Raw genomic sequence first — 24,180 nt, 5'->3', positions numbered from 1 at the left:
ACGGACCGTACGCCATGAGCCCACCCCACCGGACTGGGCTTATCTCTTTGTTCACTCACGGCAAGAATCGGAACGGAAGGTGCGTCCGGGGGCCGTGCGAGGGCCCCCGGACCCGGCGATCAGCCGCGGGCACCGGTGTCGGGCGCGACCCCCTGCCCGCGGTCCCGTACGGGCAGCGGGGCCGCGTTCCTATCCGGCGTAGGTCTCGTACTCGGCGATTCTCGGCGTGCCGGTCGAGCTGGTGATCTCAAGGGTGATCTTGCGCAGCGAGGTCGAGGGGAAGGTGATGACGCCCGCTCCGCTGCCGGAGGTCAGGACGGCGCGGGTGTCGGCGTCGACCAGCCGCCAGGAGCCGATGTTCCCCTCGGAGCCCGATGCCTCCCGGATGTTGACCCTGGACACCGTGGTGGCGGAGTCCCACTTGATCGAGATCGAACCGGTCGAGCCGCTGGGCGACCAGTAGGTGCTCATGTCACCGTCCCGCACGTTGCCGTAGCTCGTCCCGCCGGCCTTGCTGCTGCCATCGGAACCGGCCCCGAGGCTGAGGTTCGTCCCGACGGGGTCGTTCGGGTCCGGGTCGTTCGGGTCCGGGTCGTTCGGGTCCGGGTCGTTCGGGTCCGGGTCGTTCGGGTCCGGGTTCTGGGGCGAGCAGTTGCCGTCCGACTCCCGCATGCCGTTGTTGGCGCCTGCCGTCTCGCTCACGACGCTCGGCACGCAGCTGGCGTCGTCGAGGCTGTACGAGTAGGGAATGTCGACGGTGGTGTTGGACTCCGGGTCGGGGCCGGCGGGGTTGGTTTCGTCACCCGGGCTCGACCAGGTGACGTTGTCGAAGATGTTGCCGTTGACCTGCCAGTAGCCGGCCTCGTCGGTGTAGAAGGTGCCCAGGACGTCCTTGGAGTCCTCGAAGTAGTTGTTGTCCACCCTGGCCCGGGCCCCGGCGCGGGAGTTGATCCCGGACTCGTGGATGCTCGTGAAGTGGTTGTTGTAGACGTGGCCTATACCGCCACGCAGCAGGGGCGTGCGGGAGTCGATGTTCTCGTACAGGTTGTGGTGGTACGTGACGAACCCGTTCGAGCGGTCGCTCTCACTGGACCCGACGAGCCCGCCGCGGCCGGAGTTGCGCAGAATGCTGTACGACAGGGTCACGTACTGGGTGTTGTTCTTCATGTCGAAGAGGCCGTCGAAGCCCTCGTCCTCCCCGCCCGACGCCTCCAGGGTGAGGTGGTCGGCCCAGACGTTGCGGACGTCGCTCTCCATGCCGATGGCGTCGCCGCCGTTGGACGTGGGTGAGCCCGACTTCTTGACGTTCCGGACCGTCACGTTCTGGATGATGATGTTGCTGGCCTCGCGGATGTGAATGCCGATCTGGTCGAAGACGGCGCCGCTGCCGACCCCGACGATCGTGACGTTGCTGATCTGCTTGAGCTCGATCACGTCATCCGCGGTGTTGCAACTGTCGCCCGACACCTTGCTGGTGTTGCCGTGGTTGATGGTCCCCTCGACCTCGATGATGATCGGGGTGCTCTCGCTGGCCCGGCCGCACAGGGCCTCATGGATCGCGGTCCCCGTGGTGGCCCGGACGGTCTGCCCGCCCGCACCGCCGGTGGTCCCGCCGTTCTGCGTCGCATAGCCGGTGGCACTGCCCGTCGCTGCCGATGCCTCGGGCATCGACAGAACCACACCGGTCGCGACCATCATGGCCAACAAGGCCAGCACCGCGTGGAATCGCAGCGCGAATGATCGTCTCATCCTTGGCTCGCCTTTCATCTTCAGGTACGGGGGGTTGCTGCTGCATGCCGTGGTTGTCCCGGCCGGCCGTCGAAACCGCCGGCCCACCGGGACGCGGCATGTGTCCCGAAACGGGCCGGGTCGGTCCGGCTGCGGCCCGGAGCGGCGACGCACTCGGTGTGGCGCGGCTCCAGCACCCGGCCGGCCGGCACGGCGGACCGGGGCCGCGTTCCCCGGTACCAGCGGATGCGTGACATGGACTCACCTCTCCGGTGCGAAGGCCGGCCGGGCCGGACGCCTCCGCCCCTGCTCCCTCGGCCCCCGCGCACCTGGCCGGACACGCGGGCATGCGCTGCCCGGCGGAGGCGACGCGGAGTCATGAACAGGAAGGCGTGAGGATGGTGAACGGCGTGGGCGGGGCGGCTCCCGTGTGTGAAACCCCGGCCGCGTAAGCGCTTGCCCGGTCCCATCGGGCCACTTGAACGGCGTGACAAGCGTAGGGGCGAAATTCAGCACGATTCCGCGCACCGCGAGGACAATACCGCGGTGTCGGAATCTCCTCTCCACGCGTCCTGCGGGCTCGTCCGGTGCGGAGAAGGACGGCAAGCTCCGGGCCCGGCCGGCACGTTCACGGGGCGCAACGGCGACCGGCGCAAACCGTACCGTTGACGCAGGTGCGTGGACGACGGCCCCCGGTCCGCCCGCGCCCTATCCTGATCACCGGCCTCGCAGCAGGCTTCGCCGAGCAGGAAGTTGGGATCGCACGATGAGCCGCGAATCCACGATCACCCTCCCCCTCACTCTCACCCGCGGCCCGCGGCGCGGCCGGGCGGAGCGCCGATGAGCCTGCGCTTCGAGGTCTGCGTCGACTCCGCCGTCGGCGCACTGACCGCTCAGAACGCCGGCGCGCACCGGGTGGAGCTGTGCAGCGCGCTGTTCGAGGGGGGCGTCACGCCCAGTGCGGGACTGCTGGAGACAGTCCTGGAAGCGGCGCCGGACATCGAGGTGAACGTCCTGATCCGCCCGCGCGGCGGGGACTTCATCTACGACCGCTACGAGGTGAGCGCCATGGTCCGCGACATCGAGACGGCGGTCGGCCTCGGCGCCCACGGGATCGTCCTCGGTGCCCTCACACCAGCGGCGGATGTCGACATGGCGGTGTGCCGGCGTTTGATCGCTGCGGCCGCCGACCGCCCGATCACCTTCCACCGGGCCTTCGACATGGTGAAGGCCCCCTTCGAGGCCCTGGAGAGACTGGTCGAGCTCGGCGCGGAGCGTGTCCTCACCTCCGGCCAGGACATCTCAGCACTCGAAGGGGCGCCGCTGCTCGCCCGCCTGGTCCAGGCGGCCCGGGACCGCGTCATCGTGATGCCCGGCGGCGGCGTGACCGAACGCAACGTGGCACGCGTCCTGCGCCTGACCGGCGCGAGGGAGGTCCACTTCAGCGCCGGCATGACGGTCGACAGCCCTGCGACCCACCGCAACTCCCGTGCCCTCATGGGCGGGACGCTGACCAGGAGCGAGTACACACGCCGGCTCACCAGCCCCGCCGAAGTGAGGGGCATCATGGCCGCGGCACACGCCCCCGAGGACCCCACCTGAGCCCGCCCCTCGGGCCCCTATGTCCCGGACCGGTCGCTGCTCAGCGGGCGAAGGCGGTGCTGACCAGGGCTACGTGGGCGGCTGTGCCGCCGAGGATGCTCAGCAGCGCGTTGCGGCGCCATGCGGGGCAGCGGAGGTGACAAGTCCGATACGGGTGCCCCGACTACTTCATCCGCGTGGCCGTCGCCGACCACACCGCCTGCGAAGCCTTCCTCACCGGCAGACTCAGCGGCCTGCCTGCCGTCCGGCGTATCGAATCCCACCTGACCATGAAGGAAATCAAGACCACCGACTAGGACCACATCGAGCAGCGGCGGAGCGTTTTGCTTCCCAGGTCAGCGTCTCCTGCTCCAGGACGGCTCGTCCTGCCGCGCGGTGCTCGGCGGCCTCGGCCGGGGCCGTCTCGTCGAGCACGATCGCGATGCCTTCGTGGGCCAGCGCTTCCTCGTACCGGTTGCCCAGCCCCGGGGCCAGCTCCAGCGCCTGCCGGTGCAGCCGCAGCGCCTCATCGGGGAGGCCCGCGAGTCGGCAGGTCTCGCCGTAGCCGTTGAGGAAATGGATCTTCCAGTGCTCCTCGAACAGTTCGTCGAGCAGCGCGAACGCCTCCCGGTGGCTGGCCAGTGCCTCCTGGTAGCGGCCCATCTGCCGCAGTGCGACGCCCTGGCAGTTGAGGCACCACGCCTGGTTGTGAAGGTGCCTGTCGTCGCGGGCCAGCGACAGCGCCTGATGCAGGTGCTCCGCCGCCCGGTCGGGCTCCTCGTGGGCGATGGCCACGCCGAGGGTGATTCTGGCCGTCAGCGCGGGGGGCCCTGCGGGGTCGGTGTGCGGGATGCCCAGCACTTCCCTGGCCCGCTGTGCCGCCTCCTCGCGGTGCCCCAGCTGGAGCAGCGCCCAGCCCTCCGACGCGGCCGCGTGGGCCGCGCCCGTGGGGCAGGCGGCCTTCTCGTACAGCCTCCCCGCCAGCCGGAAGAGTGCCAGCGGCTCCTCGACGTGCCCCGCGTCCCAGCTCAGATAGCCGCGGCGCATCGCCAGCTCGGCTTCCGCCGGTGCGTCCCCCGCCTGGGACAACCGGGCTGCGGCCGCCTCGTACGCGGCGGCGGCCTCCGCCATCCTGCCCGCGTTGTAGCGCGCGAAGCCGAGATCGCTGTGCGCCTCGGCCAGCCGCAGCGGATCGCCCAGGCGTTCGGCGGCGGCAAGCGACCGCTCGAAGAGGACGTTGAGGTGTGTCGTGCCGCAGCGCCGCGCGAAGTAGGCCCGCAGGAAGCGCGGCAGCTCGCACACGTGCCGGTCGGCCCCCGCTGCGGCCGCCGTCTCGAAGGCGGCCAGCAGGTTTCCGTACTCGGTGGTGAGCCAGGTGAAGGCCGCGTTCTTGTCCGGGAACCGCGGCAGCTCGGCCGGGGGCCGGCCCGCTGAGGGCGGCCGGCCGGGCGACAGGAGCGGCATCGCGGCGTCGGCGGCAGCCGCCGCGTGCACGTAGTAGTCGAGCACGCGGCCCAGCGCCCGTTCCCGCTCGGCCGCCGGGTCCTGTTCCGCCGCGGCCCGGCGGGCGTGCTGGTGCACCAGGTCGTGCAGCCGGTAGCGGCCCGCCGTCGGCTGCTGAACGAGGTGCGCGTCGAGCAGGTCCTCCAGCATCGTCCGGGCGCTGTGCAGCGGCACGTCCGCCAGCGCCGCGGCCAGGTACTCGTCGAAGGAAGCTCCGGGCAGCACGCCCAGCATGCGGAACAGGCGGGCCTGGGCGCGGTTCAGCTGCCGAACCGACATGGCGAACGCGGTGTCGAACTCGCTCGCGCCCTGCGCCATCCGTTCGACGAGGATGCCCACGGTCCAGCCGGGCCGGTGCCGCAGCCGCGCCGCGGCCAGGCGCAGGGCCAGCGGCAGGTGGCCGCACAGCCGCAGCACCTCGGCCGCGGACTCCGGTTCGCGGGCCAGCCTGCCGTCCGGGCCGCCGGGGTCGCCGCTGGCACGGGCCAGCAGCCGTGCGCTCTCCTCGGGGGTCAGCACGTCGAGCGAGACGGGCGGTACCTCGTCCAGGCCGAGGAGCCGGTTGCGGCTGGTGATCAGGGCGACCGAGGGGCCGGCACCGGGCAGCAGCGGGCGGACCTGGTCGGCGTCGGCGGCGTTGTCGAGGACCACGACGACCCGCCGGCGGGCCAGTTCCGAGCGCCAGCAGGCGGCCAGCTGCTCGACGCCCTCCTGCGGAACCTTCTCGGAGGGCACGTCGAGCGCGCCGAGCAGCGTCCGCAGCGCGGAGTCGGGGTCGAGCGGGGGCCGGCCCTCGGTGAACCCGTGCAGGTCCACGTAGAGCTGGGCGTCCGGGAAATCGGCGGTGAGCCGGTGGGCGGCGTGGACCGCAAGGCAGGTCTTGCCGACACCCGCCATGCCGTCGACGGAGACCACCCGATGGCTGTCCACGGCGGCGAGCACGGCGGCGAGCCGCTCCGCGCGCCCGGTGAAGTCCGGGACGTCGCGCGGCAGATCGTTGCGGGTCGGCGGCCGGACCTGGCGGCTGCTCCTCGGCGGCGCCGGCAGGGGGTTCGAGGTGCGTTCCCACAGCGGGCGCAGCGGGCGGGGGTCGCGCTTGACCAGGCGGCAGAGCGCGACCACCGCGGGCCAGGGCGGCACGGTCTGCCCGTTGAGGTAGCGCGACAGGGACGAGGAGCTGAGGCCGGTGTCCCGCGCGAGGGCCCGCACGCCGAGCCCGGACAGGTCCTGGAGCGCACGGAGCCGGGCGGCCAGCTCGTCCTGCGGTTGGGCGAACGCCGTCCGTTCGTGCATGTCCACCGTTCCTCCGTCTGGGCCGTCCCGCTCCGGCTGAAGTGTCCAGAGCCGCATCGCCGCTGGTCAAGGGCGTTCCTGCTGTCCCACGGTGTCCCATCGCCATGGCCGCGCCGGGCGCGCCCGGCTGTTATGGGGTCAACGCCCCGGCGGAACGGGGCACCGATCCGGAAGAGGTGCGGACCGAAGTGCAGTCCCGCATGCAGAACCCCGCCGTCGTGCTGTCCGGCGCGATGCAGCCCATTCAGGACATCCTCAAGGCCGTGCGCTCCGCTGGTGTGGACGGGCAGACGCTGGAGCTGGTGCATCTGCGGATCAGCCAGATCAACGGTTGCAGCGCCTGCGTCGACGGCGGCGCCAAGGCGGCCCGCAAGGCCGGAGTGAGCGACGAGCGGCTGGCCGCGGTCGCCGCCTGGCGGGAGGCCCCGTACTTCACCCCGGCGGAACGGGCGGCCCTCGCGCTCGCCGAGGCCGCGACGCGGCTGGCCGACCGTTCCGACCCGGTGAGCGACGAGGTCTGGGACACGGCCGCCACCTACTTCGAGGAGAAGCAGCTGGCCGCGCTCGTTCTGATGATCGGCGTCACCAACCTGTTCAACCGGCTCAACGCCACGACCCGGCAGATCGCCGGCGCGTGGGGATGACGCCCGGCGGCCCCGGCCGGCAGGGGGTCGCGGCTGCGGCTCCTCCTCAGGCATGACGAAAATATACTCATCATCCCGCATACCGGAAGGAAGCCCGCTGTGAAGGACGCAGAGAAGCCCGCCAAGGGCAGCGCCGCGGCCGACGAGACGACCGAAGGGTTCTCGGACGTGGAGCGAGCCGCGATGAAGGAACGCGCCCAGGAACTGAAGGCGTCGGCGCGCCGCGGTTCGCGTGCCGACAAGGCGGCCCAGAACGAGGCCGACGTGGTCGCGAAGATCGCCGAGATGCAGGGGTCGGACCGGGACATGGCCGAACGGCTCCACGCCGTCATCAAGGCGAGCGCGCCCGACCTCGCGCCGAAGCTCTGGTACGGGATGCCCGCGTACGCCAAGGACGGCAAGGTCGTCTGCTTCTTCCAGAGCGCGCAGAAGTTCAAGGCGAGGTACGCGACGCTCGGCTTCAACGACGCGGCGTACCTCGACGAAGGCACCATGTGGCCGACCGCCTTCGCCTTGAAGGAGCTGACCGCCGCCGACGAGGCCAAGATCGGCGAGCTCGTGAAGAAGGCGGTGAGCTGAGGCCCGGGGGACGGTGCGCCAGGTGCGGCGCGCGTTCGATGGCCCACCGGCGTGCGAATGCGCCCGGCGGGCGCCCGGCGCCCCGTTTCGACGGCGGGCGCCGGGCACGCGCGAACGATCGGAGTCAGAAGCGTGCGCCGACGTCCGCACCGTTGGAGGGGACGAGGAAGTCGGATGACGGGATCGAGCCGTCGGGGTTCCGGGGGCCGGTGATCGTGGTGGGGTCGGTGCTCTCGACCTCCCATTCCTCGCCGGTGTCCCAGGAGTTGCCGCTGCCGCCGGCCCCGTTGCTGCCGAGGTCCACGGCGTTGCCGTTGTCGACCGCAAGGTTGTCGGTCAGGGTGCTCTCGCCGTCGGAGAAGTCGAAGCCGTTGCCGGGGTTGTCCCAGGCCGTGCAGTTTTCGATCTCCATCGCGCCTGGGTTGCCGTTGTCGTCGAAGCCGTCGACGGCGTTGCCGAAGGCGATGCTGTTGCGGGTGATGTGGTCGACCGCCGGGTCGGGGTCACCGCCGCCGAGCTTGAAGCCGTTGCCGTCACCCTGGTAGCCGGGCAGGTCCCAGCGGTTGAAGCCGTTGCCCCAGGCCATGCTGTCCTCGACGAGGATCGGGGCGCGGAAGTCGAACGCGTCGTAGCCGTCGTCGGCGTTGTTCCACAGCCGCACGCCCCGCACGATGTTGCCCTCCCCCTCGCCCTGCTTGATGGCCAGGCCGTCGGCGCTCTCACCGTTCTTGCGCGGGTCCCGGTTGCCGTAGCTGTCCAGGTTGATGACCTGGTTGTCGCTGACGACACCGACGTCGCCCACGAGGTGCAGGCCGGTCTCGTAGTTGTCCCGCGTCACGAGGTCCTTGAAGACGTTGTGACTGGTGTCCATGCCGAAGATGCCGTACGGGCCGTTGATGATCTCCAGGCCGATGATGTGCCAGTAGTCGCCTTCGAGGTGGATCGCGCCACGGTCCGGACGCGGGATGGTGCTGCCCACCTCGCCCGGGGTGTACGGCATGTTCTCGCCGTCGAGGACGGCGTGCTCACCTGCGTAGCTGCGCAGGGTGATGGGCTGCGACTCCGTGCCGCTATGGAGGAGTTGGATGTTGGTGTCCGGTGCGTACGTGCCCTCGCGGAGGTGGATCGTGGTACCCGCCCCGGCAAGGTCCACCGCGGCCTGGATCGTCTGGAGCGGCTCGTCGAGGCTGCCCGGGTTGCTGTCGTCGCCGCCCGGCGCCACGTACAGCTCCGCCGCCTGGGCCGACGCGGTACCGGTGGGGGACGCCACCAGCGCGCCGAACACCACGGCAAGGGATGCGGTCAAAGCACTGAGGGGTCGACGGATGCGGAGGGACTTCATGAGTTCGCGACTCCTGGGGTGATGACGAGCATGCGCCGAAAGGGCATGTGCGTAGCGCTCGGCTCGGAATTGTCCTCATGGTGCGCTGAATTGTCTTCCTCTGGTGTGCCGGCCCGCCGCCCGGTGGGCGGCGGGCCGAGGCGCGCGCCCGGACTCAGGGGCGCACGCCTCCGTTCCGCGGTGCCGTTCCGTTCACTGTGCGGGAGAGGCGCCCTGGATCGAGAGCTCGTAGGGGAACGGGTCCCCGACCCCGACCTCCCACATCGGGTAGTTGCGGTGCTGCGAGGGGGTGGCCGCGACGACGAGCATGAGGTGCGTCTCGCCGTTTTGCAGGCTGAAGTCCGCCGTCTGGCCGGGCGCGAAGGCGTCGCTGTACCGGACGGAGAAGTCGGGCGACACCGCCGCCAGCCGGAACCGCCAGTCGGCGCCGGAGAGGTCGGACTGCCCTTGCAACCGGACGGACACCTGGCCGCCGCTCGGGTTCAACTGGATGATGTTGTGCCCGTACTGGTGCGGGGCGTCGCTGTCGGCGATCCGGTACCGGTCGCCGCCGAGGTTTTGCAGGGAATCGGTGTGCAAGGGACGATAGCTCTCCCCGCCGCGCCACAGGTCACTACGGATCTCGGCACCGTCGGCGAAGTCGTAGACGACCTGCCGGGACGTGTATTCGGCCATCAGCTCGGCGAATTCCTGATGGTCGAGACCGAGAATTCGCTTAATGGTGTCGATCGGGTGCTCGCCCTGCTCGGCCTCGTACCAGAACCGGTCGATCACCTCCGGCCCGTATATGTCCCGGATGGTGTTGAACAGCATCCAGTCGCCGTAGTAGGTCTCCTGGGACAGCCACCGGTAATGCTGGCGGTCGGCGAAGTAGCCCGACCCGACGACCACTTCCGGACGCTTCAGGCGGGCCATGTAGTTGGCATGGGCCTCCCAGACGGGCCCGGCCACCGGGTTGCCTGCGCCCCATCCGCCTCCGTGGCCGTCTGCGATGTTGATGTCGACCGCATAGTTCTGGAGGACGTGGACGAACTCGTGCGACTCGACCCATTCGTCCCAGATCTTGTCGTAGGGCAGGCATATGTGCCCCAGCCCGATGTCGTCCCGGCCGGCCCAGTTGGCCGGGGGCAGGAAGTCGCCCGACCAAGTCCCGCACAGGTGAATGTTGATCCTGTACTGCGACCCGGCCTCGTGGTCGGCAGGATCGACGAACCCGACCTCGTCCACGTAGTAGTCGTAGATGTCGTCCATGTGGTCCGCGACCCACTGCGGGTAGTTGTCGAGGCCGCGGTTCTGCTGTCCCCACGCGACGGCGTCGACCGCGTCACCCCAGCGGACGGCGAAGTGCTCCGACTCGGCGACGTTCCCGGTCTCGGCGCCGGCGTCGATCATGAACTGCGGGACACGCGTCTGCTTCTCCGCCTGGACTCGGGCGTCCGGTACCGCGCCGGCCGAGCCCGCCGGGCCCGCGAGCACGAGAGCCGTGGCGAACGCGGCGGCGAACGCGAGGCCGCGCCGCCATGAAGGCCGCATGCCTGGTCTTTTCGATTTCCGTAACATCGGGGAACGATCCCTTTCCCGTTGCGAGGTGGGGGGCAGCGCCGAAAGGATCAGGGCTGCCATCGGCTCAGGGGGTCTGGACGACCTTCTGCATGGTGCCGTCCGGGTTGAAATGCAGCTCGTCAAGTGCGACGGAACGGCGGAAGTTCCCGCCGCCGGGCGCGTCGGCGGTGTGGTAGACCATGTACCACTGGTCGCCGAACTCCATGATCGCCGGGTGGTTCGTCGTCGAGCTCACCTGGTCCAGGACGACGCCCCGGTGCGTCCAGGGGCCTGCCGGGCTGTCGGCGGTCGCATACCGGATGCAGGCGTAGGCCGAGTCGGTGACGCAGTCGGCGCCCGAGTTGGAGGCATAGGCCAGGTAGTAGACGCCGTCGCGCTCGAACAGCCACGGCGCCTCCCAGAAGCCGGTCAGGCCCGCCGGCTCGAAGACCTCGCCGTCCAGCGCGGTCATGGTGTCCTGGAGGCGCACCGCTCTGGGCTCCCAGTACGAGCCCCAGTGCAAGTAGATCTCGCCGTCGCCGTCGATGAACACCGTCGGGTCGATGTTCAGCGCGGAGGAGTTGGGGGTGGCGTCCGAGATCAGCGGGCCACCGATGGCGTCCCGGTACGGGCCGAGCGGGTGGTCGGCGACCGCGACTCCGATGTTCATCCACCCGTCGTCGGTGTGGCCGTCGACCGAGACGAACCAGTAGAACCGGCCGTCGGGCCCCTGCACCACCTCGGAAGCCCAGGCGTTCGCGCCGGCCCAGGCGAAGGTGTCGAGCGAGAGGACGGCCCCGTGCGGCTGCCAGGCGGCCGGGTCGTTCGAGGGGGATTGCGAGGAGAACGCGTGCCATTCGTGCATGACGAACTGCTGCTGGCCGGGCGCCGCTTCGTCGCGCCCGGTGAAGATGTACGCGGTGCCGTCGACGACGAGCGTGGCTGGGTCGGCGGTGTAGATGTCGGTGGCGATGGGGTTCGCCATCGGCCCGGTGTCGGCCGGGACCTCCGGCGCGGTCTCCGACGCTTCCGGACCGGCGGTGCGCGCGGCGTACCCGGACTGCTCGGTGGCGGCCGGGCCGGCCGCGGCGACGAGCCCGACGGCGGCGAGGACCAGGGCCACTATCGCCGAGCCCGGGCGGACGAACGGTCTGCGACGTGTCATCGCACTGTCTCCATTCTCAGCTTGCGTGGGGGAGCTGAGCGTCCGGACGGGAGCGGGGGCGGCGGTGCGGTCGCCTCGGCGGCCCGAGCCTCACTGCTGCCACCATGCGTCGACTCACCAGCGGTTCCCGTCCGTCGAACGACTCATCCTCGCGCCGGGCTCCGACGGGGAGAACTACCGTCGAGACGGTGGAGGGCCGGGTTCTCCTACCCCTGTTGCCACCGAGGGCCCGAAGGTTGCCCGGCGGACGCTCACTTCGGCCACGACGCCGACGGCGAAGGCCGTACGGCCGACGATCCGCACGACGGAGCCTAGGTGCGGAGTTTCCAGAAGGGGCGGTGGCCTGCCGGTACTGACGGGGAGAAGGTGAGACGCCCTGCGGTGAACGCCGGGACCGTCCGGGCGAACTTCCGCCACTGCCGACGGGAAAGGTTGCCGGCCGAACACACCCTGACGAAGCGGCCGCGCGACTGGGTCGGGCTGTCATCCCGCAGCTCGGGAAACGGAACGATCCACAGTTCTTTGCCGAAGAACTCCGAGTGCCAGAAGAGCCGCTCGATTTCGTCCCAGGACCACTCGTCGGTGCCGAGGTGGGGACGGCGGATCAGCTGCCCGTCCTTGTCGTACTCCCTGCCGAAACGCACGACGACGAGCCCGGCCGGGGACAGAACGATGCTCTGGTAACACCCTCGAAAGGTCACTTTTTCGGTCACGGCCCCCGCCTCCGACCTGTCCGGCACTATCCGCGCTGTGTGGCGTTGTGCTCCCGGACAGAATACCAAGGGCTCGGACATGTCGGCTTCGTCCTCAAGGTTGAGAATCTCCACCGTGCCGTGCGTGAACGCACCGAGATCCTCACCGTGCATGTGCGCTGACGGCGGATCGCCCTTGGCGGTCACCGTGGACAGGGCGAGGGTGCACATGCCGGTGAGGACCTGGGTGAGTTGCTGCGGTCAGTGTCCTCTCGGTGTTGATGGTGGAACGCAGGTGCGGCGTCGGCGGAACGTCAGGCGAACTCGAAGGGGCCGATGTCGATGGCCGCTCCCCGGACACGCGTCGCGCCGTCGACGTCCTGGGTGAAGTCCTCGCTGTGGGGCGTGCTGCCCTCGTCGACGATGTCGGCCTGCTGAGCCAGATCCCGGAACCGGGTGAAGTCGTCGGGGTTGATCGCGGGAACCGGCGCGTCCGGATTGCCCTCGAAGTCCCGCCAGTCGTCGGACGCCGACGGATCGAGCAGTTCCACATTGTCCGTGTCGTCGGTCATCGCGTCTTCACTGCCCCTGGCGTACGTGGAACCTCCCGCACTGACGAGGACGTTGTTCCGCACCCTGATGTCCGTCGTCTCCAGATCGTCAACCGTGCTGTGGAACGTCAGCACGTGGCCGTCCACTCCTCCGCGCATGATGTTGTTCTCGATGATGGCACCGGGGATGCTGCCCAGTTCGATGTTCTGGCTGCCGAAGGACTCACACACGTTGCCGCGATAGGTGTAGTCGCGGATGTCGGCGGTCGGACGGTTCCCGTTCTGCATGATCAGGCACTGGCCGGAGACGCGTACGCAGTAGTTGTTCTCCACCGTGACGTCGTAGGATTCGACCGTCCTGCTGCTGTTCTGGTAGTTCTGAATGCAGTCGGCGTGCGGTTCGCCCTCGCTCTTGCTGGCGTTCAGATCGTGAATGTAGTTGTTACGGATCAGGTGGCCGGTGCCCCAGATGCGCATACCGTCGACGTCGTCGTTTCCCTCGTCGGTCCACAGGTCGTAGATGTTGTTCCACTCGACGGTGATGTCGGAGCCGCCCCAGAGGTAGACGCCGAAATTATTGGTCCCGGTCACGGTGTTGCGGGAGATCAGCACGTCGCTGGCGCAATCGTCGTAGTCGCACGCGATGGCGTAGTGAATGTTCTTGCCGTTGACCAGGTTCCTGATGATGGTGTGCCCGGTGCCGGTGAACTTGATCCCGGTTGACGGGTCGTCCAGCTCGTCGCCCACCACGGTGAAGCCGTCGATGGTCGCGTCGCTGCCGCTGACGTCGATGTTCTTCACGCGGACGACGCCGTTGGCGCGAACCGTGACCGCCTTGTCGACGGTCAACGTCGTGTCGGAGTAGTCGCCCGGCTTGACGCAGACGACATCCCCGTCCGAGGCGTCGTCGACGGCTTCCTGCGGGTCGGAGTCGGTACTGACCGTGCAGTCGTCCGTCCTGGGGTTGCCGTTGCCGTCGGTGCCGTAGGGAAGGTCGCCGCCGGGGTCCTCCCCGTCCGCGCCGAGGACCGAGGCTTCGGTGATGCTGGTCCACTCGTTGTCGGTGTTGCCGTACCCGACGATCCGCACGTATCGCGCCGACGTATCGGTGATGTCGTAGTCCTCCGGACCGGTGCCGGTACCGCTGCTCACAGCTCGCGGAAGAACCGTCGCCCAGCTCGACCCGCTCTGCGAGACCTGCACGTCGAAGGTCGAACGCCGCGTGTCGCCCTGGTGCCAGGCCACCGACACCGAGCCGACGGTCTGCTCGGTACCGAGGTCGAAACGAATCCAGGCTCCGTCCCCCTCGGCCGACCACCGCGTGGACAAATCCCCGTCCACGGCGTTCGCCGGCACATTGCCGTCGTCGGAGCTTGCCGTCACCGCGGTGATCGGCAGCGGCGTTGCGGCCTCGGCCGGCGGCGGGCCCGACACGACGGTCGCCGCTCCCACCACTGCCGCCACGCCTAACGAGGCTGTCAGCATGCGTATCACTTGTTGACCTCTTTCAACCATTGGTTCGGAGGGCCCGCCCGGGCGTCAATCGGTGACGTCGATGTTGGTCAGGCCGCTGCCGGCATCGGTGACGGTGTTGTCCGAGGTGACGACGTTCGGCGCGTCGTCGCAGTCGTTCTGGTTGGTCACGTTGATGGCGTAGCCGTCGGCGCCGCCGAGGTCGGAGTCGTTGGCGCGGAAGGTGTTGCCGCAGCCCCAGCCCTCGACGCGGTCGTGGGTCTGGTAGCCGTCGAGAAGTTCGCCGTCGCCGCCGTAGGTACCGGTGTTGGACGCGATGAGGTACCCGTTGCCCTTGAGGTCCATCCAGGAGTCGGCGTAGTTCTCGCCCGAAATGCCGTCGCCGTCGAAGGTGTTGCCGCTGACGACGCCCCCCGTGGTGCCCTCCTTGATGTCCACGGCCTCGGCCGTGACGTCCGGGCCGATGGTGTTGTTCAGGACCTGGTTCGCGTCGCTGCGGTCGGGACCCTCGCCGCCGTCCTCACCGAAGTCGTCCCAGTGGTCCACAAAGGAGCCGATGTAGATGCCCTCGCCGTACTGCGGCTCCTCCAGGCCGGTGTCGTGGATGAAAGAGTTCCGGATGACGTTGTCGGAGCTGGCGGCGCGGAAGCGCACCGCCTCCGACCCGATGTCGTACACCTCGACCCCGTCGATGGTGACGTGGTCGGACTCGTCCAGCACGATGCCCTTGGCCGAGTCGGCCACCGCGAAGCCCGTCAGGTTCCAGTGGTCGGCGCCGTCCAGGTGGAGGCCGTAACCGTCGTCGTTGGACAGGACCGCGTCGCGCGGCCCGGTCAGGGTGATGGGCCGCTCGGCGGTGCCGGAGGCGGTGGCGTCGAAGGTGCCGGTGTAGTCGCCGGGCTCCAGCTCGATGCTGTCCCCGGGCTCGGCGTCGGCGAGCGCGTCGGCCAGCTCCTCGGCGGTGCCGGCCTCGATAGTGCGTCCGGGCGGGTCGGGCGGGTCGGGCGGGGTCTCGCCGTCGTCGTCGCCCGGGGTGCCCCAGACCTCGACCTCGGTGAGGCTGTTCCAGTCGCCCTCGCCGTCACCGGTGTAGCCGTGGCCGAGGTAGCGGACCTTGGACGTCTGCACGGGCTCGAAGGCGAACGACTCCAGGCCGTTCGTCGTCCCGCTGGTCTCGCCCTCGTACACGGTGCCCCAGCGCGAACCGTCCCAGTACTGGAGCTCGAAGACGTTCTGACGGGCCGTGCCCTGGTGCGCGGCGAGCTTGATGTGGCTGACGGTCATGGTCGAGCCGAGGTCCAGTTCCAGCCAGGCACCGTCGCCCTCGCCCGACCACCTGGTGTCGTAGTCGTCGTCCACGGCGTTCGTCGGCACGTTCTCGTCGCTGGTGCTGGCGGTGACGGCGCTGCCGTCGGGCGTGATCTGTACTGCGGCGGCCTGCGCCGCCGCCGGCACGACCAGCACCGCCGCGCCCGCGGCCAGGACGGCGCCGGCCGCCCGCAGCCGCCCACGGCTCCGGGGCGCGCGTCGGGATGAGCGGATGTGCCTCACAGGGGGGCCTTCCTCTCCGAGTTCTGCTCTTGGTCCGACCTCATCGGGCGTGAGGCTAGACGGCGGGACTCGGGAGGGGTCCCGGGGCCGTCCGGCAGGCGGCGCCCGGGCGGGCAGTCCGATGGTGTCCGGGCCGGATGGCCGGATCGTCACCCGGCGGGCCGAGGCGGACGTGCGCCGGCGCGCACGTGCGCGCGCACCCCTTGCAGGCCGAACAGGATGAGAAGCTCGACCGTGCCGCCGTCCGCGCTGCCCAGCCAGTGCGGCATCGACGTGTCGAACTCGGCGGCCTCACCGGGCGGCAACGTCAGGTCGTGCTCCCCGAGCACCAACCGCAGACGGCCGTTGAGCACGTACAGCCACTCGAAGCCCTCGTGCGTCTGCGGGGTCGGTTCGAGCGGTTCCGGCCGGGCCGGAATGATCATCTTGAACGCCTGCGTCCCGCCCGGCCGCCGGGACAGCGGCACGAAGACCATCCCGAACCGCCGGAGTGGCTTCAGGTGGATGCGGGGGTCGCCGGTGCGCGGGGCACCCACGAGGTCGTCCAACGGAACGTCGTAGGTGCGGGCGAGCGGCAGCAGCAACTCCAGGGTCGCCCGGCGCTGCCCGCTCTCCAGCCGGGACAGGGTGCTCTCCGACACTCCGGTCGTCACGGAGAGCTCGGCCAGGGTGATGCCCCGCTCGCGACGCAGCGCGCGCAGCCGCGGCCCCACCGCGCCGAGCACGTCCGCCGCTTCGCCGTTCATGGGGCGAGCTTGCCATAACCGCAAGATTTCTCGCCGGATTCGGAGGCGTCCGGCGAGACTGCCCGCATCCCGCATCCCGATCTCAAGGAGCTCCGATGAACACGACCGATGCAGCCACGTTCTGGGACGGCGTCCACGCGGCCCGCCCGGCGGCCGACGCCCCGCCGCCGAACGCCCGTCTCGTCGAGTTGGTCACGGACCTGCCGCCCGGCGACGTGCTGGACCTCGGATGCGGCGACGGCGGCGACTCGCTGTGGCTGGCCCGTCGGGGGTGGCACGTCACCGCCGTCGACATCTCGGCCGTGGCGGCCGAGCGGCTCGCCGAGCGCGCCCGCTCACTCGGTCTCGGCGACCGGGTCACCGCCGCACGGCATGACCTGCACGAGTCCTTCCCGGAGGGCCGGTTCGATCTGATTTCCGCGCACTACCTCCACACCCCCTATGACCTGGACCGGGCGGCTGTCCTGCGCGTGGCCGCGCACCGGCTGCGCCCGGGCGGGCGGCTGCTCGTCGTCGACCACGGCTCGACGGCGCCGTGGTCGTGGAACCAGGACCCCGACGTCCGGTACCCGACCCCGCAGGAGGTCGCGGCGGGCATCGGCCTCGACCCGGCGGCATGGACGGTCGAGCGCGCCGACGCGCCCCGCCGGATCGCGACCGGGCCGGGCGGGCGCACCGCCGAGGTCACCGACCATGTCCTTTTCGTCCGCCGCGCCGCCTGACCCCGGCGCGAGAACCGTTCTTCGTGGAAAGGCAGGACCGCCATGCCCACCACCGCCCGCCGCCGTGACACGCCGCCGCCCCGGACCGGAAGCAGCGAGGCCGAGACCCTGCGCGGGTTCCTCGACTACCTCAGGGCCTCGATGGCCGCGAAGGTCGACGGTGCCCCCGAACCGCAGGTCCGGACGGCCGGAGTGCCGTCGGGCACCAACCTGCTCGGCCTGCTCAACCACCTCACCTTCGTCGAACGCTCGACGTTCCTCGGAGACGAGGTCACCGACTGGCAGGCGACGTTCCTGGCCGCAGCTGAGGACAGTGCGGCCGAGGTCATCGCCCGCTACCGGGAGACCGTCGAGCGCGCGAACAGGGTTCTCGACGGATGCACCGACCTCGGCGCACCCGTCCCCCGGCCGCGACCTGGACGGCCCGCGCCCAGCGTCCGCTGGGCACTCACCCACATGATCGAGGAGACCGGCCGCCACGCCGGCCACGCGGACATCCTCCGCGAACTCATCGACGGCGCGACGGGGCGCTGAGCCCACCCGAGTCCGGGGCGGGGGGGCGGGGAGGGGTCCCGGACGTGGTGGGGTTTCATGGCGGCCATGATGCGCAGAACCTCATATTCCGCCGTGGTCACCGTTGTTGTCGCTGTCGTGTTCGCCGCTCTCACGTCGTGTTCCTCGGACTCCTCGGACGAGTCCCCCGCCGATGGCCGGCCCAGCGAGGCGGGCTCCGGGTCACCGGCATCCGACCCCACGCCGGCTCCCACCCGGACGGGCACGCCGTCGCCCTCGCCGACCGGGCCGTGCGCCGACGGGACGTGCGAGATCGAGGTCGCGGTGGGGGATGTCGTGGCAGTGCCGGAAACGTACGGCCTCGGGCCGATCGAGGTGACGGGGATCGCCGGCGATGAGGTCGAGATGGCCGCGTCGCTGACGGGGTCGGGATTCGGTGTCTCGGGCTGTTCCGGTGGTGGCGGCGTGTCGTCGGCGGGCGGCGGCGGCGTCGGGCTGACCTGCGGCGTGGGAACTGTCGCGACGATCAACGACGTCATGAGCCTGGAGGTCGTCGAAATCCTCGGCACCGCCGCCGTCCTCCGTATCGAACCCGCGGCCTGACGTACGGCACGGCGCCGTCTCACAGCCGCCGGACGCGCAGCACGCCGGTCAGCATCGGGAGCGTGAACTCCCCGCGGGCGGTCTCCGGTCTGCTCGCGAGGAATGCGCGCATCCGGCCCAGCGTGGTCTCTTGTTCCGGTGCGGGCATGACCAGCATCCCCGCGCGCGTCGCGATGGTCGCGACGAGGGAGTCGGCCGTGCGGCGCTGCCCGTGCGGGAACTCCGCCTGCTCCGCCGAGCCGAACCGCGCGGCCACACCGATCTCCGGAAGATGTGCGCCGGCCGTCTCGGCGCGCCAACTGGCGGGCGTGTCACGCGGGCCGATGGCCGCGCTCCCGCCGACCCGCGCGAGCCCGGCGACCCACTCGACCCGATCGTCCATGACGTTCCACAGACCGGCCAGAATGCCGCCGGGGGCGAGGACCCTGGCGATCTCGGGTCCCGCGACGGCCATGTCGAACCAGTGCATCGCGTTGCCGGCCAGCACGGCATCGACGGTGGCGTCCGGCAGCGGGATCGCCTCGGCACTACCCGGCAGGGCACGAACAGTCGGCAGCGAGCGGCGCAGCTCGGCCGGCATCGCCGAGTCGGGCTCGACCGCGATGACTTCGGCCCCCAGCGCGACCAGCGTGGCGGTGAGCTTGCCGGTTCCGGCGCCGAGGTCGAGTACGCGCGGGCCGGGCGCCCGGCCCGCCGCAGTACCGTGCTGCGCCTGACGGAATCCGAAGACGCCGGCCCGCCGGGAATCGGTTCCGCGCGCGATTCTTCGTCACGGCGCCCACGCCCCGGGGCGAAGTGAGACGTGGGCGCCCCGCGCACAAGCAGCCACGTCAGTCCGGGGGCGGTGGCGTGGGCACGCGCTCTCCCGGGTGTCGGAGGGCAGGGGTAATCTGGGCGTGACGCACGGAGAGGGGACGGCCCGTGACGCCGCCAGCACCCAGCTCATCGAGCAAAGTCAATATCCTGCCCAGGGACTTCGGCAGCCTGGCGCGCGGGCTGCCGCCGACCGTACCGCCGGGCACGCTCTTCGTCCTGGGCACGAACGGCGGCATGAGCGTCGCGCCCGACGCCGGGTTCCCGCTGGTCTTCGGGCGCAGCGAGCCGGATGTCCACGTCTGCGTCGGTGCGGACGATCCGCACGTCAGCCGACAGCACGGGCGCGTCACGCGCGAGCACATGCGCTGGGTGCTGCACAACGTCGGCCGGCTGCCCATCCGCCTCTCCCCCTCGCACTTGGTGCTCAGCGGTGACTGGGCCGAACTGCCGGCCGGCTACACGCCGTTGTTCATCCTCGGCCCGAAGCAGGAGCACCTCCTTGAGGTGCGGATCGCCGCGCCGTCGCCGTCCGCGGCCCCGGGGGTGGAGAACGAGGCGAAGACACGCGGGCCCAGCGTGTGGCCGCTGAGCCCGGTCGAGAAGCTGGTGCTCGTCTGCCTCAGCCAGCGGTATCTGCGCAACGAGCCCTATCCGCAGCCGCTGACGTGGGGGCAGGTGGCCGCCGAGCTGAGCGAGTTGCAGCCGGGGGAACGGTGGGGCGAGCGCCGAGCCGCGCACATGGTGACGAACGTGCGCAAGCGGCTGAGCCACTCGGTGCGCGGCCTCCTGGAGGAGGAGGTTCCGCCGCCGGTGGGCAACACGCTGAACCACAACCTGATCATGGAGCTGCTGATCAGCACCACGCTTCTCAAAGCGGATCTGGCCCTGCTGGGCGACTGACCGCCGCCGGGCGTCAGCGTGCCGGTAGCCGGGCCGCGGCGACGGCGGTGAGGTCCTCAGCGGTCACGCACAGTTCCTCCACGGGGCGCTCTCCTTCGACGCGCAGACGCACCATCTCGGCGGCCGGCTCGGTGTTCTGCCCGCCGTACTCGCGGTATTCGAGGAAAACCGTGCATTGGTCGCCGTCTCTGGCTTGCTCGACGGTGGTCTCGTAGCCGCTGCGCCGGGTGCCCCCGCCGTCCTTGGGCTGGTCGCGGTGGAAGCTCATGTCCACCACGAGTTCATCGTCGTCGCCGGACCACTCGCACTCCCAGTCGGCGACGCCGACCGTCGGCTCGTCGTCCCGCACATCGGCGGCGGCCAGCGCCTCGGCGTCGAGCAGCTCGCAGGCGTTCAACCAGGCCAGCGAGTCGTCCGGGAACGCCGGTGAGCGCCGGGGGATCGGGCCCCGGCTCAGCACCTCGGCCGCGCTCGCGGCGGCCTCGTCCGCGATCGAGCACAGCGTCGCCCGGCCGCCTGCCACCTCGTCGCCCTCCAGGTTGGCGCGGATTCCGACGAGGATGCCGTCGGTATCGCCCCCGGGCGGCAGCAGCACCAGCCCGCACTCGTCGGGTTTCGGGGGATCTTCCACGACATCGATCCCCCTGATGCTGTCGGCGGGTCGGGCCGCCTCGGGCGGGATGCCCCGGCGGAGATACGTCGACACATCGATACGGGTCTCGCCCTCGGCGTGGAGGACGATGTCGCAGACGTGGAAATTCCCGTAGTCCACATCCGCACGGGCATCGCCGAATCCGGCCAGGGCGTCGGTGTCGGTCAGGGCGCACACGTCCGCGGTGCGCGGGTCGCCGACCAGGGATTCCGCTTCGGTGTTCGCCTCGTCGCCGGTGCCCTCGGGGGTACCGGCCGCCCGCGGGTTCTCCTCGCCGCCCCCTGTGGTGGCCGCGACCAGCCAGGCGACCAGGGCCAGCACTGCCGCCCCGGCCACCGCCGCCACCGCGTAACGCGCCGGGTCCCTGCGCCGCGGGGGAGGCGACGCGGGAAGCTCGGGGAGCGCGGGCGGCGGGGAGTGCCGCGGCACCAGCGACGTCCCCGGCGTCGGTGCCGGGGGCGTGCCCGGCTCCATGGGAACGACCGTGGTCCGGCTCCGGTTCGCCGGCAGCCCGGCCGAGGCGGACGGCAGGGCGGGGAGCGGCCCCGACGGCGGCCGCGGCCCCCAGGACGAGGGCGGCCGGTCGGCCTCAGGACCGTCGAACGCGAGCAGATTCGTCGCGGCCTGCCCCAGCCGTGCCGTGAGCCCCGACGGCAGCCAGTACTCGTTCCCCGCACGTCTCCCCGCGAACGGCGGGAACCCGGCTAGCGGGGGCCGTTCGTCCGCGTTCTTCAGCAGGCAGTGGAGCACGAGCGTCCGCAGGTCCCCCGTCAGCCGCCCGTCCTCCGGGCCGAGGTTGGGTTCTTCGCTCAGCACCCGGTGGATCACGGTGTGGGTATGCGCCCCGTCCCACGAGAAGGGGGAGAACCCGTTCGCGGCGTACGCCAGCACCGCCCCCAGGGCGAACACGTCGGCCGCGCCCGTCAGTTCGTCGCCCCTGATCTGCTCGGGCGGCATGTACCCGGGGGAGCCGAGCATGCCGCCCGTGTGCGTCACCACGCTGGCGTCGACGGAGCGCGCGATGCCGAAGTCGATGACCTTCGGGCCGTCCAGCGTCACCATGACGTTCGACGGCTTCAGGTCGCGGTGGATCAGCCCGTTGCCCTGAATCGCCAGCAGAGCGCTCGCCAGGCCGTACGCCAGTGCCCACACCGACTGTTCCGGCAGCGGCCCGTGCAGGGTGTCCACGACCTCCCGCAGCGTCGATCCGGCCACGTAGCCCGTGGCCACCCAGGGAACGGCCGATTCGATGTCGTGGTCGAGCACCGGCGCGGTCCACGTCCCGTGGACGCGCCGCGCCGCCTCGACCTCCGCGCGGAACCGCCGCCGGAAGTGGGGCTCCCGTGCCAGCTCACTGTGGACGACCTTGACCGCGACCATCCGTCCGCTGGGCGAACGGCCCAGGAACACCCGTCCCATGCCGCCCTCGCCCAGCCGCCCGAGCAGCCGGTAAGGACCGATGGCCGACGGGTCCCCAGGAAATAACGCTTCCACTGCCGTGCTCCCCCTCCCCCGACGCCCCGTTCGACGTCCTCGGTCGCGATCCACCTGACTGCGGATGCGTCGCGACCCATGATGGCGCGTCTTTCGGGGAGCGGTCGCGGGAACGGAGCGATTACCTGGCGGGCGGTGCTCCAGGAGTAAGGACGGCGCTCTCCCCCGGGGCGATGTCGGGGCGCAGGATCTCGGTCGCGGTGGGGCGGAAGAGAACGATCTCTCCCGGGGCGAGCCGGGCGGTGAGGTGGGCGGCCTCGGGGCCGAGCAGGCGGCCGACGGCCTCGGCGTACTCGGCGCCCAGTGCGAGCAGAACGTCCGGGCGGTGCCAGAAGGCGGCGCCGCGCGGGATGGTGCGGGTGACGTGCAGAACGGTGCGCCAGGGCCCGGCGGCGACGGCGGAGGACGGTGCGCGGCGCTGATCGCTGACGAGCGCCTGCGGTCCGGCGTCGACCGCGGGCGGCGCGGGGGCGTGGCGCGGCCAGGCGGCCGGGTCCTCGGAGAACGCGAGCCGTTCGCCCGCGGCGTGGCGGATGCTCCGCCACTGTCCCGGCTCCCGGGTCGCGGCGGTGACCACGACGCCGGTGGCCAGGAGGCGCAGCGCGATCAGGCGGCCGAAGAGCGATTCGCCGAGGACCGCGATGCCGGTGCCCTCCGGCCGGGGGCAGGGCAGCGCCACGGGCCGGCCGTCACGGTCGGTGCCCAGGTGGATGCCGGCGCGGGCGGGGGTGAGTGTGAACGGCGTCCCGGTGTCGTCCTGCCAGGCGGCGTCGGGGAGGGTGGACAGATCGGGTATCGGTGGGTCGGGCGCGGCGACGGCCGGACCGGTGGGGGCCGGACCCGCGGGGCCGGGAGGGCTCGGGCGGGGTCCGGTCAGGGCGAGGGTGCGGGGCTCGGACGGGCCGCGTCCCCGGGGGACGAGGGCGAGCGTGGTGGGTTCGGGTTCGCTCATCGCTCTCGCGTACCTCCTGTGGTCGCGAAGCCGGTGGCCTCGTCGAGGGGCCGGGCGGGGTGGGCCAGCGGCAGGGTGGCGAGCAGGCCGGCGGCCTGGTCGGTCGCGGACGCGCCGGTGACGCCCGCCGCCGCCAGCCGGTCGCGCTGGGCGGTGGCGTGCTGGGCGAGGGGGCTGACCACGCGCACCGCGGCGCGGACGCGGAGTTCGGGACGGCCGCCCCCGGGCCCGGCGGGCCGGGGAGGTGCCCCCAGGGTGAGGGTCGCCGCGGCGACCACGCGGTCGGCGGTGCAGCCGCCGAGGCCGGCCAGGAGGCGGTGCCAGTCGCGCTGCGAGGCGACGCTCGCGGTGAGTGTGGCGTGTGTGGCCGACGCACTCGCCCAGGTGGAGGAGCGTGCGGCGCCGTTCGCCTCCACGTCGCCGAGCTGCCGCAGGAGTTGGCGCGTCGCGACCGCGCCGAGCGCCGTGGTCGGAGCCCCGTGGGCGGCCAGCAGGGCGCGCAGCCGGGCGGCAGCCGCCGCCACGGCGGCCTGCGCGCCGTCCTCCCCGCCGCCGCGCCGGAGGGCGGCCTCGGGTGCGTCGAACGGCTCGTAGCGCACCACCAGCCAGGAGCGCACGGCGACCGGGCAGCCGCCGGCGGGGAGTTGGCGGTAGACGACCGTGGGCCGGAAGCCATGGTGGAAGTCCCACGACGGAACGCCGAACTGCTCCACGATCACCTGCGCCGCCGCCGGCCGGGCCGGGTCCTCCGCCAGCCACCGGGCCACGATCTCGGCGGGCAGCGCGGGCAGCGTGCCGGCAGGGAACGCGGCGACGGCCGCGTGGCCGCGCCCGTCGGACACCACGCCCAGGCCGTGCCGCCCGGGCACGTTGCGGTCGGCCACCTCCCGCACGGTCAGGGCGGGCAGCAGCGTCTGGGCGACGCCCAGGCCCTCGGCACGCTCGCCCGGCGGCGGGGTGACGGCCAGCCGTCCCCGGCGCAGCCGGGCCAGCAGCCGCCGGTCCGCCCACTCCCTGCGGATGCGCACCAGGGGAAGCACCGCGAGCAGCGCCCCCGCGCCGGCGAGGACATAGCCCCAGGCGCCCCGCAGGGCCAGACCCGCGGCCACGCCGCCCAGCCCCACTTCCACGGCCACGA

19 protein-coding genes and 2 pseudogenes are annotated in these 24,180 nt (G+C 71.3%); 8 read left to right on the top strand and 13 right to left on the bottom strand.

Annotation, left to right across the window (positions count from 1 at the left end):
* Positions 1-189: 189 nt before the first annotated feature.
* Positions 190-1,749 carry a pectate lyase gene (locus STBA_RS34125; protein ID WP_077062854.1) on the bottom strand — a complete coding sequence of 520 codons (1,560 nt, stop codon included), beginning with the start codon at positions 1,747-1,749 and terminating at the stop codon, positions 190-192.
* Between the two features lie 819 nt (positions 1,750-2,568).
* Here STBA_RS34125 and STBA_RS34120 point away from each other — a divergent pair.
* Positions 2,569-3,330, top strand: a complete 762-nt coding sequence (locus tag STBA_RS34120; protein ID WP_077062853.1) for a copper homeostasis protein CutC — start codon at positions 2,569-2,571, stop codon at positions 3,328-3,330.
* Between the two features lie 164 nt (positions 3,331-3,494).
* Positions 3,495-3,626: pseudogene (locus tag STBA_RS34115) on the top strand (Lrp/AsnC ligand binding domain-containing protein); the annotation flags it as partial.
* On the opposite strand, the gene STBA_RS34110 reads toward STBA_RS34115, so the two are convergent.
* On the bottom strand, positions 3,610-6,105 hold the full coding sequence (locus STBA_RS34110) for an XRE family transcriptional regulator (protein WP_077062852.1): 2,496 nt from the start codon (positions 6,103-6,105) through the stop codon (positions 3,610-3,612). The pseudogene STBA_RS34115 and the gene STBA_RS34110 sit on opposite strands and share 17 nt — an antisense overlap.
* A gap of 200 nt (positions 6,106-6,305) precedes the next feature.
* Here STBA_RS34110 and STBA_RS34105 point away from each other — a divergent pair, with 200 nt between their 5' ends.
* Complete coding sequence (locus tag STBA_RS34105; protein ID WP_216356056.1) at positions 6,306-6,749, top strand: carboxymuconolactone decarboxylase family protein; 444 nt, start codon at positions 6,306-6,308, stop codon at positions 6,747-6,749.
* Positions 6,750-6,932: 183 nt separating this feature from the next.
* Positions 6,933-7,328 carry a DUF1801 domain-containing protein gene (locus STBA_RS34100; protein ID WP_079252526.1) on the top strand — a complete coding sequence of 132 codons (396 nt, stop codon included), beginning with the start codon at positions 6,933-6,935 and terminating at the stop codon, positions 7,326-7,328.
* Between the two features lie 124 nt (positions 7,329-7,452).
* Here STBA_RS34100 and STBA_RS34095 read toward each other — a convergent pair whose 3' ends face one another.
* From STBA_RS34095 to STBA_RS34065, 7 genes and pseudogenes are all read right to left on the bottom strand, one after another.
* Positions 7,453-8,634 (bottom strand): DUF1565 domain-containing protein, encoded by a 1,182-nt coding sequence (locus STBA_RS34095; RefSeq protein ID WP_253195186.1) that lies wholly within the window; start codon positions 8,632-8,634, stop codon positions 7,453-7,455.
* A gap of 228 nt (positions 8,635-8,862) precedes the next feature.
* The gene (locus STBA_RS34090) at positions 8,863-10,203 is read right to left on the bottom strand and encodes a DUF6055 domain-containing protein (RefSeq protein ID WP_077062849.1); all 1,341 of its coding nucleotides are present in this window, start codon (positions 10,201-10,203) and stop codon (positions 8,863-8,865) included.
* Positions 10,204-10,297: 94 nt separating this feature from the next.
* Positions 10,298-11,377: a family 43 glycosylhydrolase gene (locus tag STBA_RS34085; protein ID WP_077062848.1), complete on the bottom strand. Its 1,080-nt coding sequence runs from the start codon at positions 11,375-11,377 to the stop codon at positions 10,298-10,300.
* Positions 11,378-12,180: 803 nt separating this feature from the next.
* Positions 12,181-12,373: pseudogene (locus STBA_RS36115) on the bottom strand (pyridoxamine 5'-phosphate oxidase family protein); the annotation flags it as partial.
* Positions 12,374-12,383: 10 nt separating this feature from the next.
* Positions 12,384-14,105, bottom strand: a complete 1,722-nt coding sequence (locus STBA_RS34075) for a discoidin domain-containing protein (protein ID WP_107485298.1) — start codon at positions 14,103-14,105, stop codon at positions 12,384-12,386.
* Between the two features lie 54 nt (positions 14,106-14,159).
* Entirely contained in the window at positions 14,160-15,644 is a 1,485-nt protein-coding gene (locus tag STBA_RS34070; RefSeq protein ID WP_107485163.1) for a discoidin domain-containing protein, read from the bottom strand.
* A gap of 149 nt (positions 15,645-15,793) precedes the next feature.
* Positions 15,794-16,390 carry an XRE family transcriptional regulator gene (locus tag STBA_RS34065; protein ID WP_077062845.1) on the bottom strand — a complete coding sequence of 199 codons (597 nt, stop codon included), beginning with the start codon at positions 16,388-16,390 and terminating at the stop codon, positions 15,794-15,796.
* 95 nt (positions 16,391-16,485) lie between these two features.
* On the opposite strand from STBA_RS34065, the gene STBA_RS34060 reads away from it, so the two are divergent.
* From STBA_RS34060 to STBA_RS39170, 3 genes are read left to right on the top strand one after another with little or no spacing between them, the layout of a single operon-like run.
* On the top strand, positions 16,486-17,112 hold the full coding sequence (locus STBA_RS34060) for a class I SAM-dependent methyltransferase (RefSeq protein ID WP_077062844.1): 627 nt from the start codon (positions 16,486-16,488) through the stop codon (positions 17,110-17,112).
* A gap of 42 nt (positions 17,113-17,154) precedes the next feature.
* Positions 17,155-17,646, top strand: a complete 492-nt coding sequence (locus STBA_RS34055; protein WP_077062843.1) for a DinB family protein — start codon at positions 17,155-17,157, stop codon at positions 17,644-17,646.
* A 57-nt stretch (positions 17,647-17,703) separates the two neighbouring features.
* A complete protein-coding gene (locus STBA_RS39170; RefSeq protein WP_253195184.1) occupies positions 17,704-18,228 on the top strand; it encodes a hypothetical protein in 525 nt (174 codons plus the stop codon).
* Between the two features lie 19 nt (positions 18,229-18,247).
* Here the strand turns inward: STBA_RS39170 and STBA_RS34045 are convergent, their stop codons facing one another.
* The gene (locus tag STBA_RS34045) at positions 18,248-18,991 is read right to left on the bottom strand and encodes a class I SAM-dependent methyltransferase (protein WP_079252314.1); all 744 of its coding nucleotides are present in this window, start codon (positions 18,989-18,991) and stop codon (positions 18,248-18,250) included.
* Positions 18,992-19,149: 158 nt separating this feature from the next.
* Here STBA_RS34045 and STBA_RS34040 point away from each other — a divergent pair, with 158 nt between their 5' ends.
* A complete protein-coding gene (locus tag STBA_RS34040; RefSeq protein WP_077062842.1) occupies positions 19,150-19,944 on the top strand; it encodes an FHA domain-containing protein in 795 nt (264 codons plus the stop codon).
* Positions 19,945-19,957: 13 nt separating this feature from the next.
* Here STBA_RS34040 and STBA_RS39165 read toward each other — a convergent pair whose 3' ends face one another.
* The 3 genes from STBA_RS39165 to STBA_RS34025 all read right to left on the bottom strand — a co-directional run bounded on the left by STBA_RS39165 (position 19,958) and on the right by STBA_RS34025 (position 24,172).
* Entirely contained in the window at positions 19,958-22,090 is a 2,133-nt protein-coding gene (locus tag STBA_RS39165; protein WP_077062841.1) for a serine/threonine-protein kinase, read from the bottom strand.
* 121 nt (positions 22,091-22,211) lie between these two features.
* Positions 22,212-23,042, bottom strand: coding sequence for a hypothetical protein (locus STBA_RS34030; RefSeq protein WP_253195182.1), 831 nt, complete (start codon positions 23,040-23,042; stop codon positions 22,212-22,214).
* Positions 23,039-24,172: a type VII secretion protein EccE gene (locus STBA_RS34025; RefSeq protein ID WP_253195180.1), complete on the bottom strand. Its 1,134-nt coding sequence runs from the start codon at positions 24,170-24,172 to the stop codon at positions 23,039-23,041. Before STBA_RS34025 ends, STBA_RS34030 begins: the two co-directional genes overlap by 4 nt.
* Positions 24,173-24,180 lie beyond the last annotated feature (8 nt).

Origin of the sequence: Streptomyces sp. MP131-18, from assembly GCF_001984575.1 — a bacterium.
In the GTDB taxonomy this organism is placed as follows: Bacteria; Actinomycetota; Actinomycetes; order Streptomycetales; family Streptomycetaceae; genus Streptomyces; species Streptomyces johnsoniae.
Note: the sequence above shows the minus strand (reverse complement) of the source record. Positions and strands in the feature narration are given on the sequence as shown.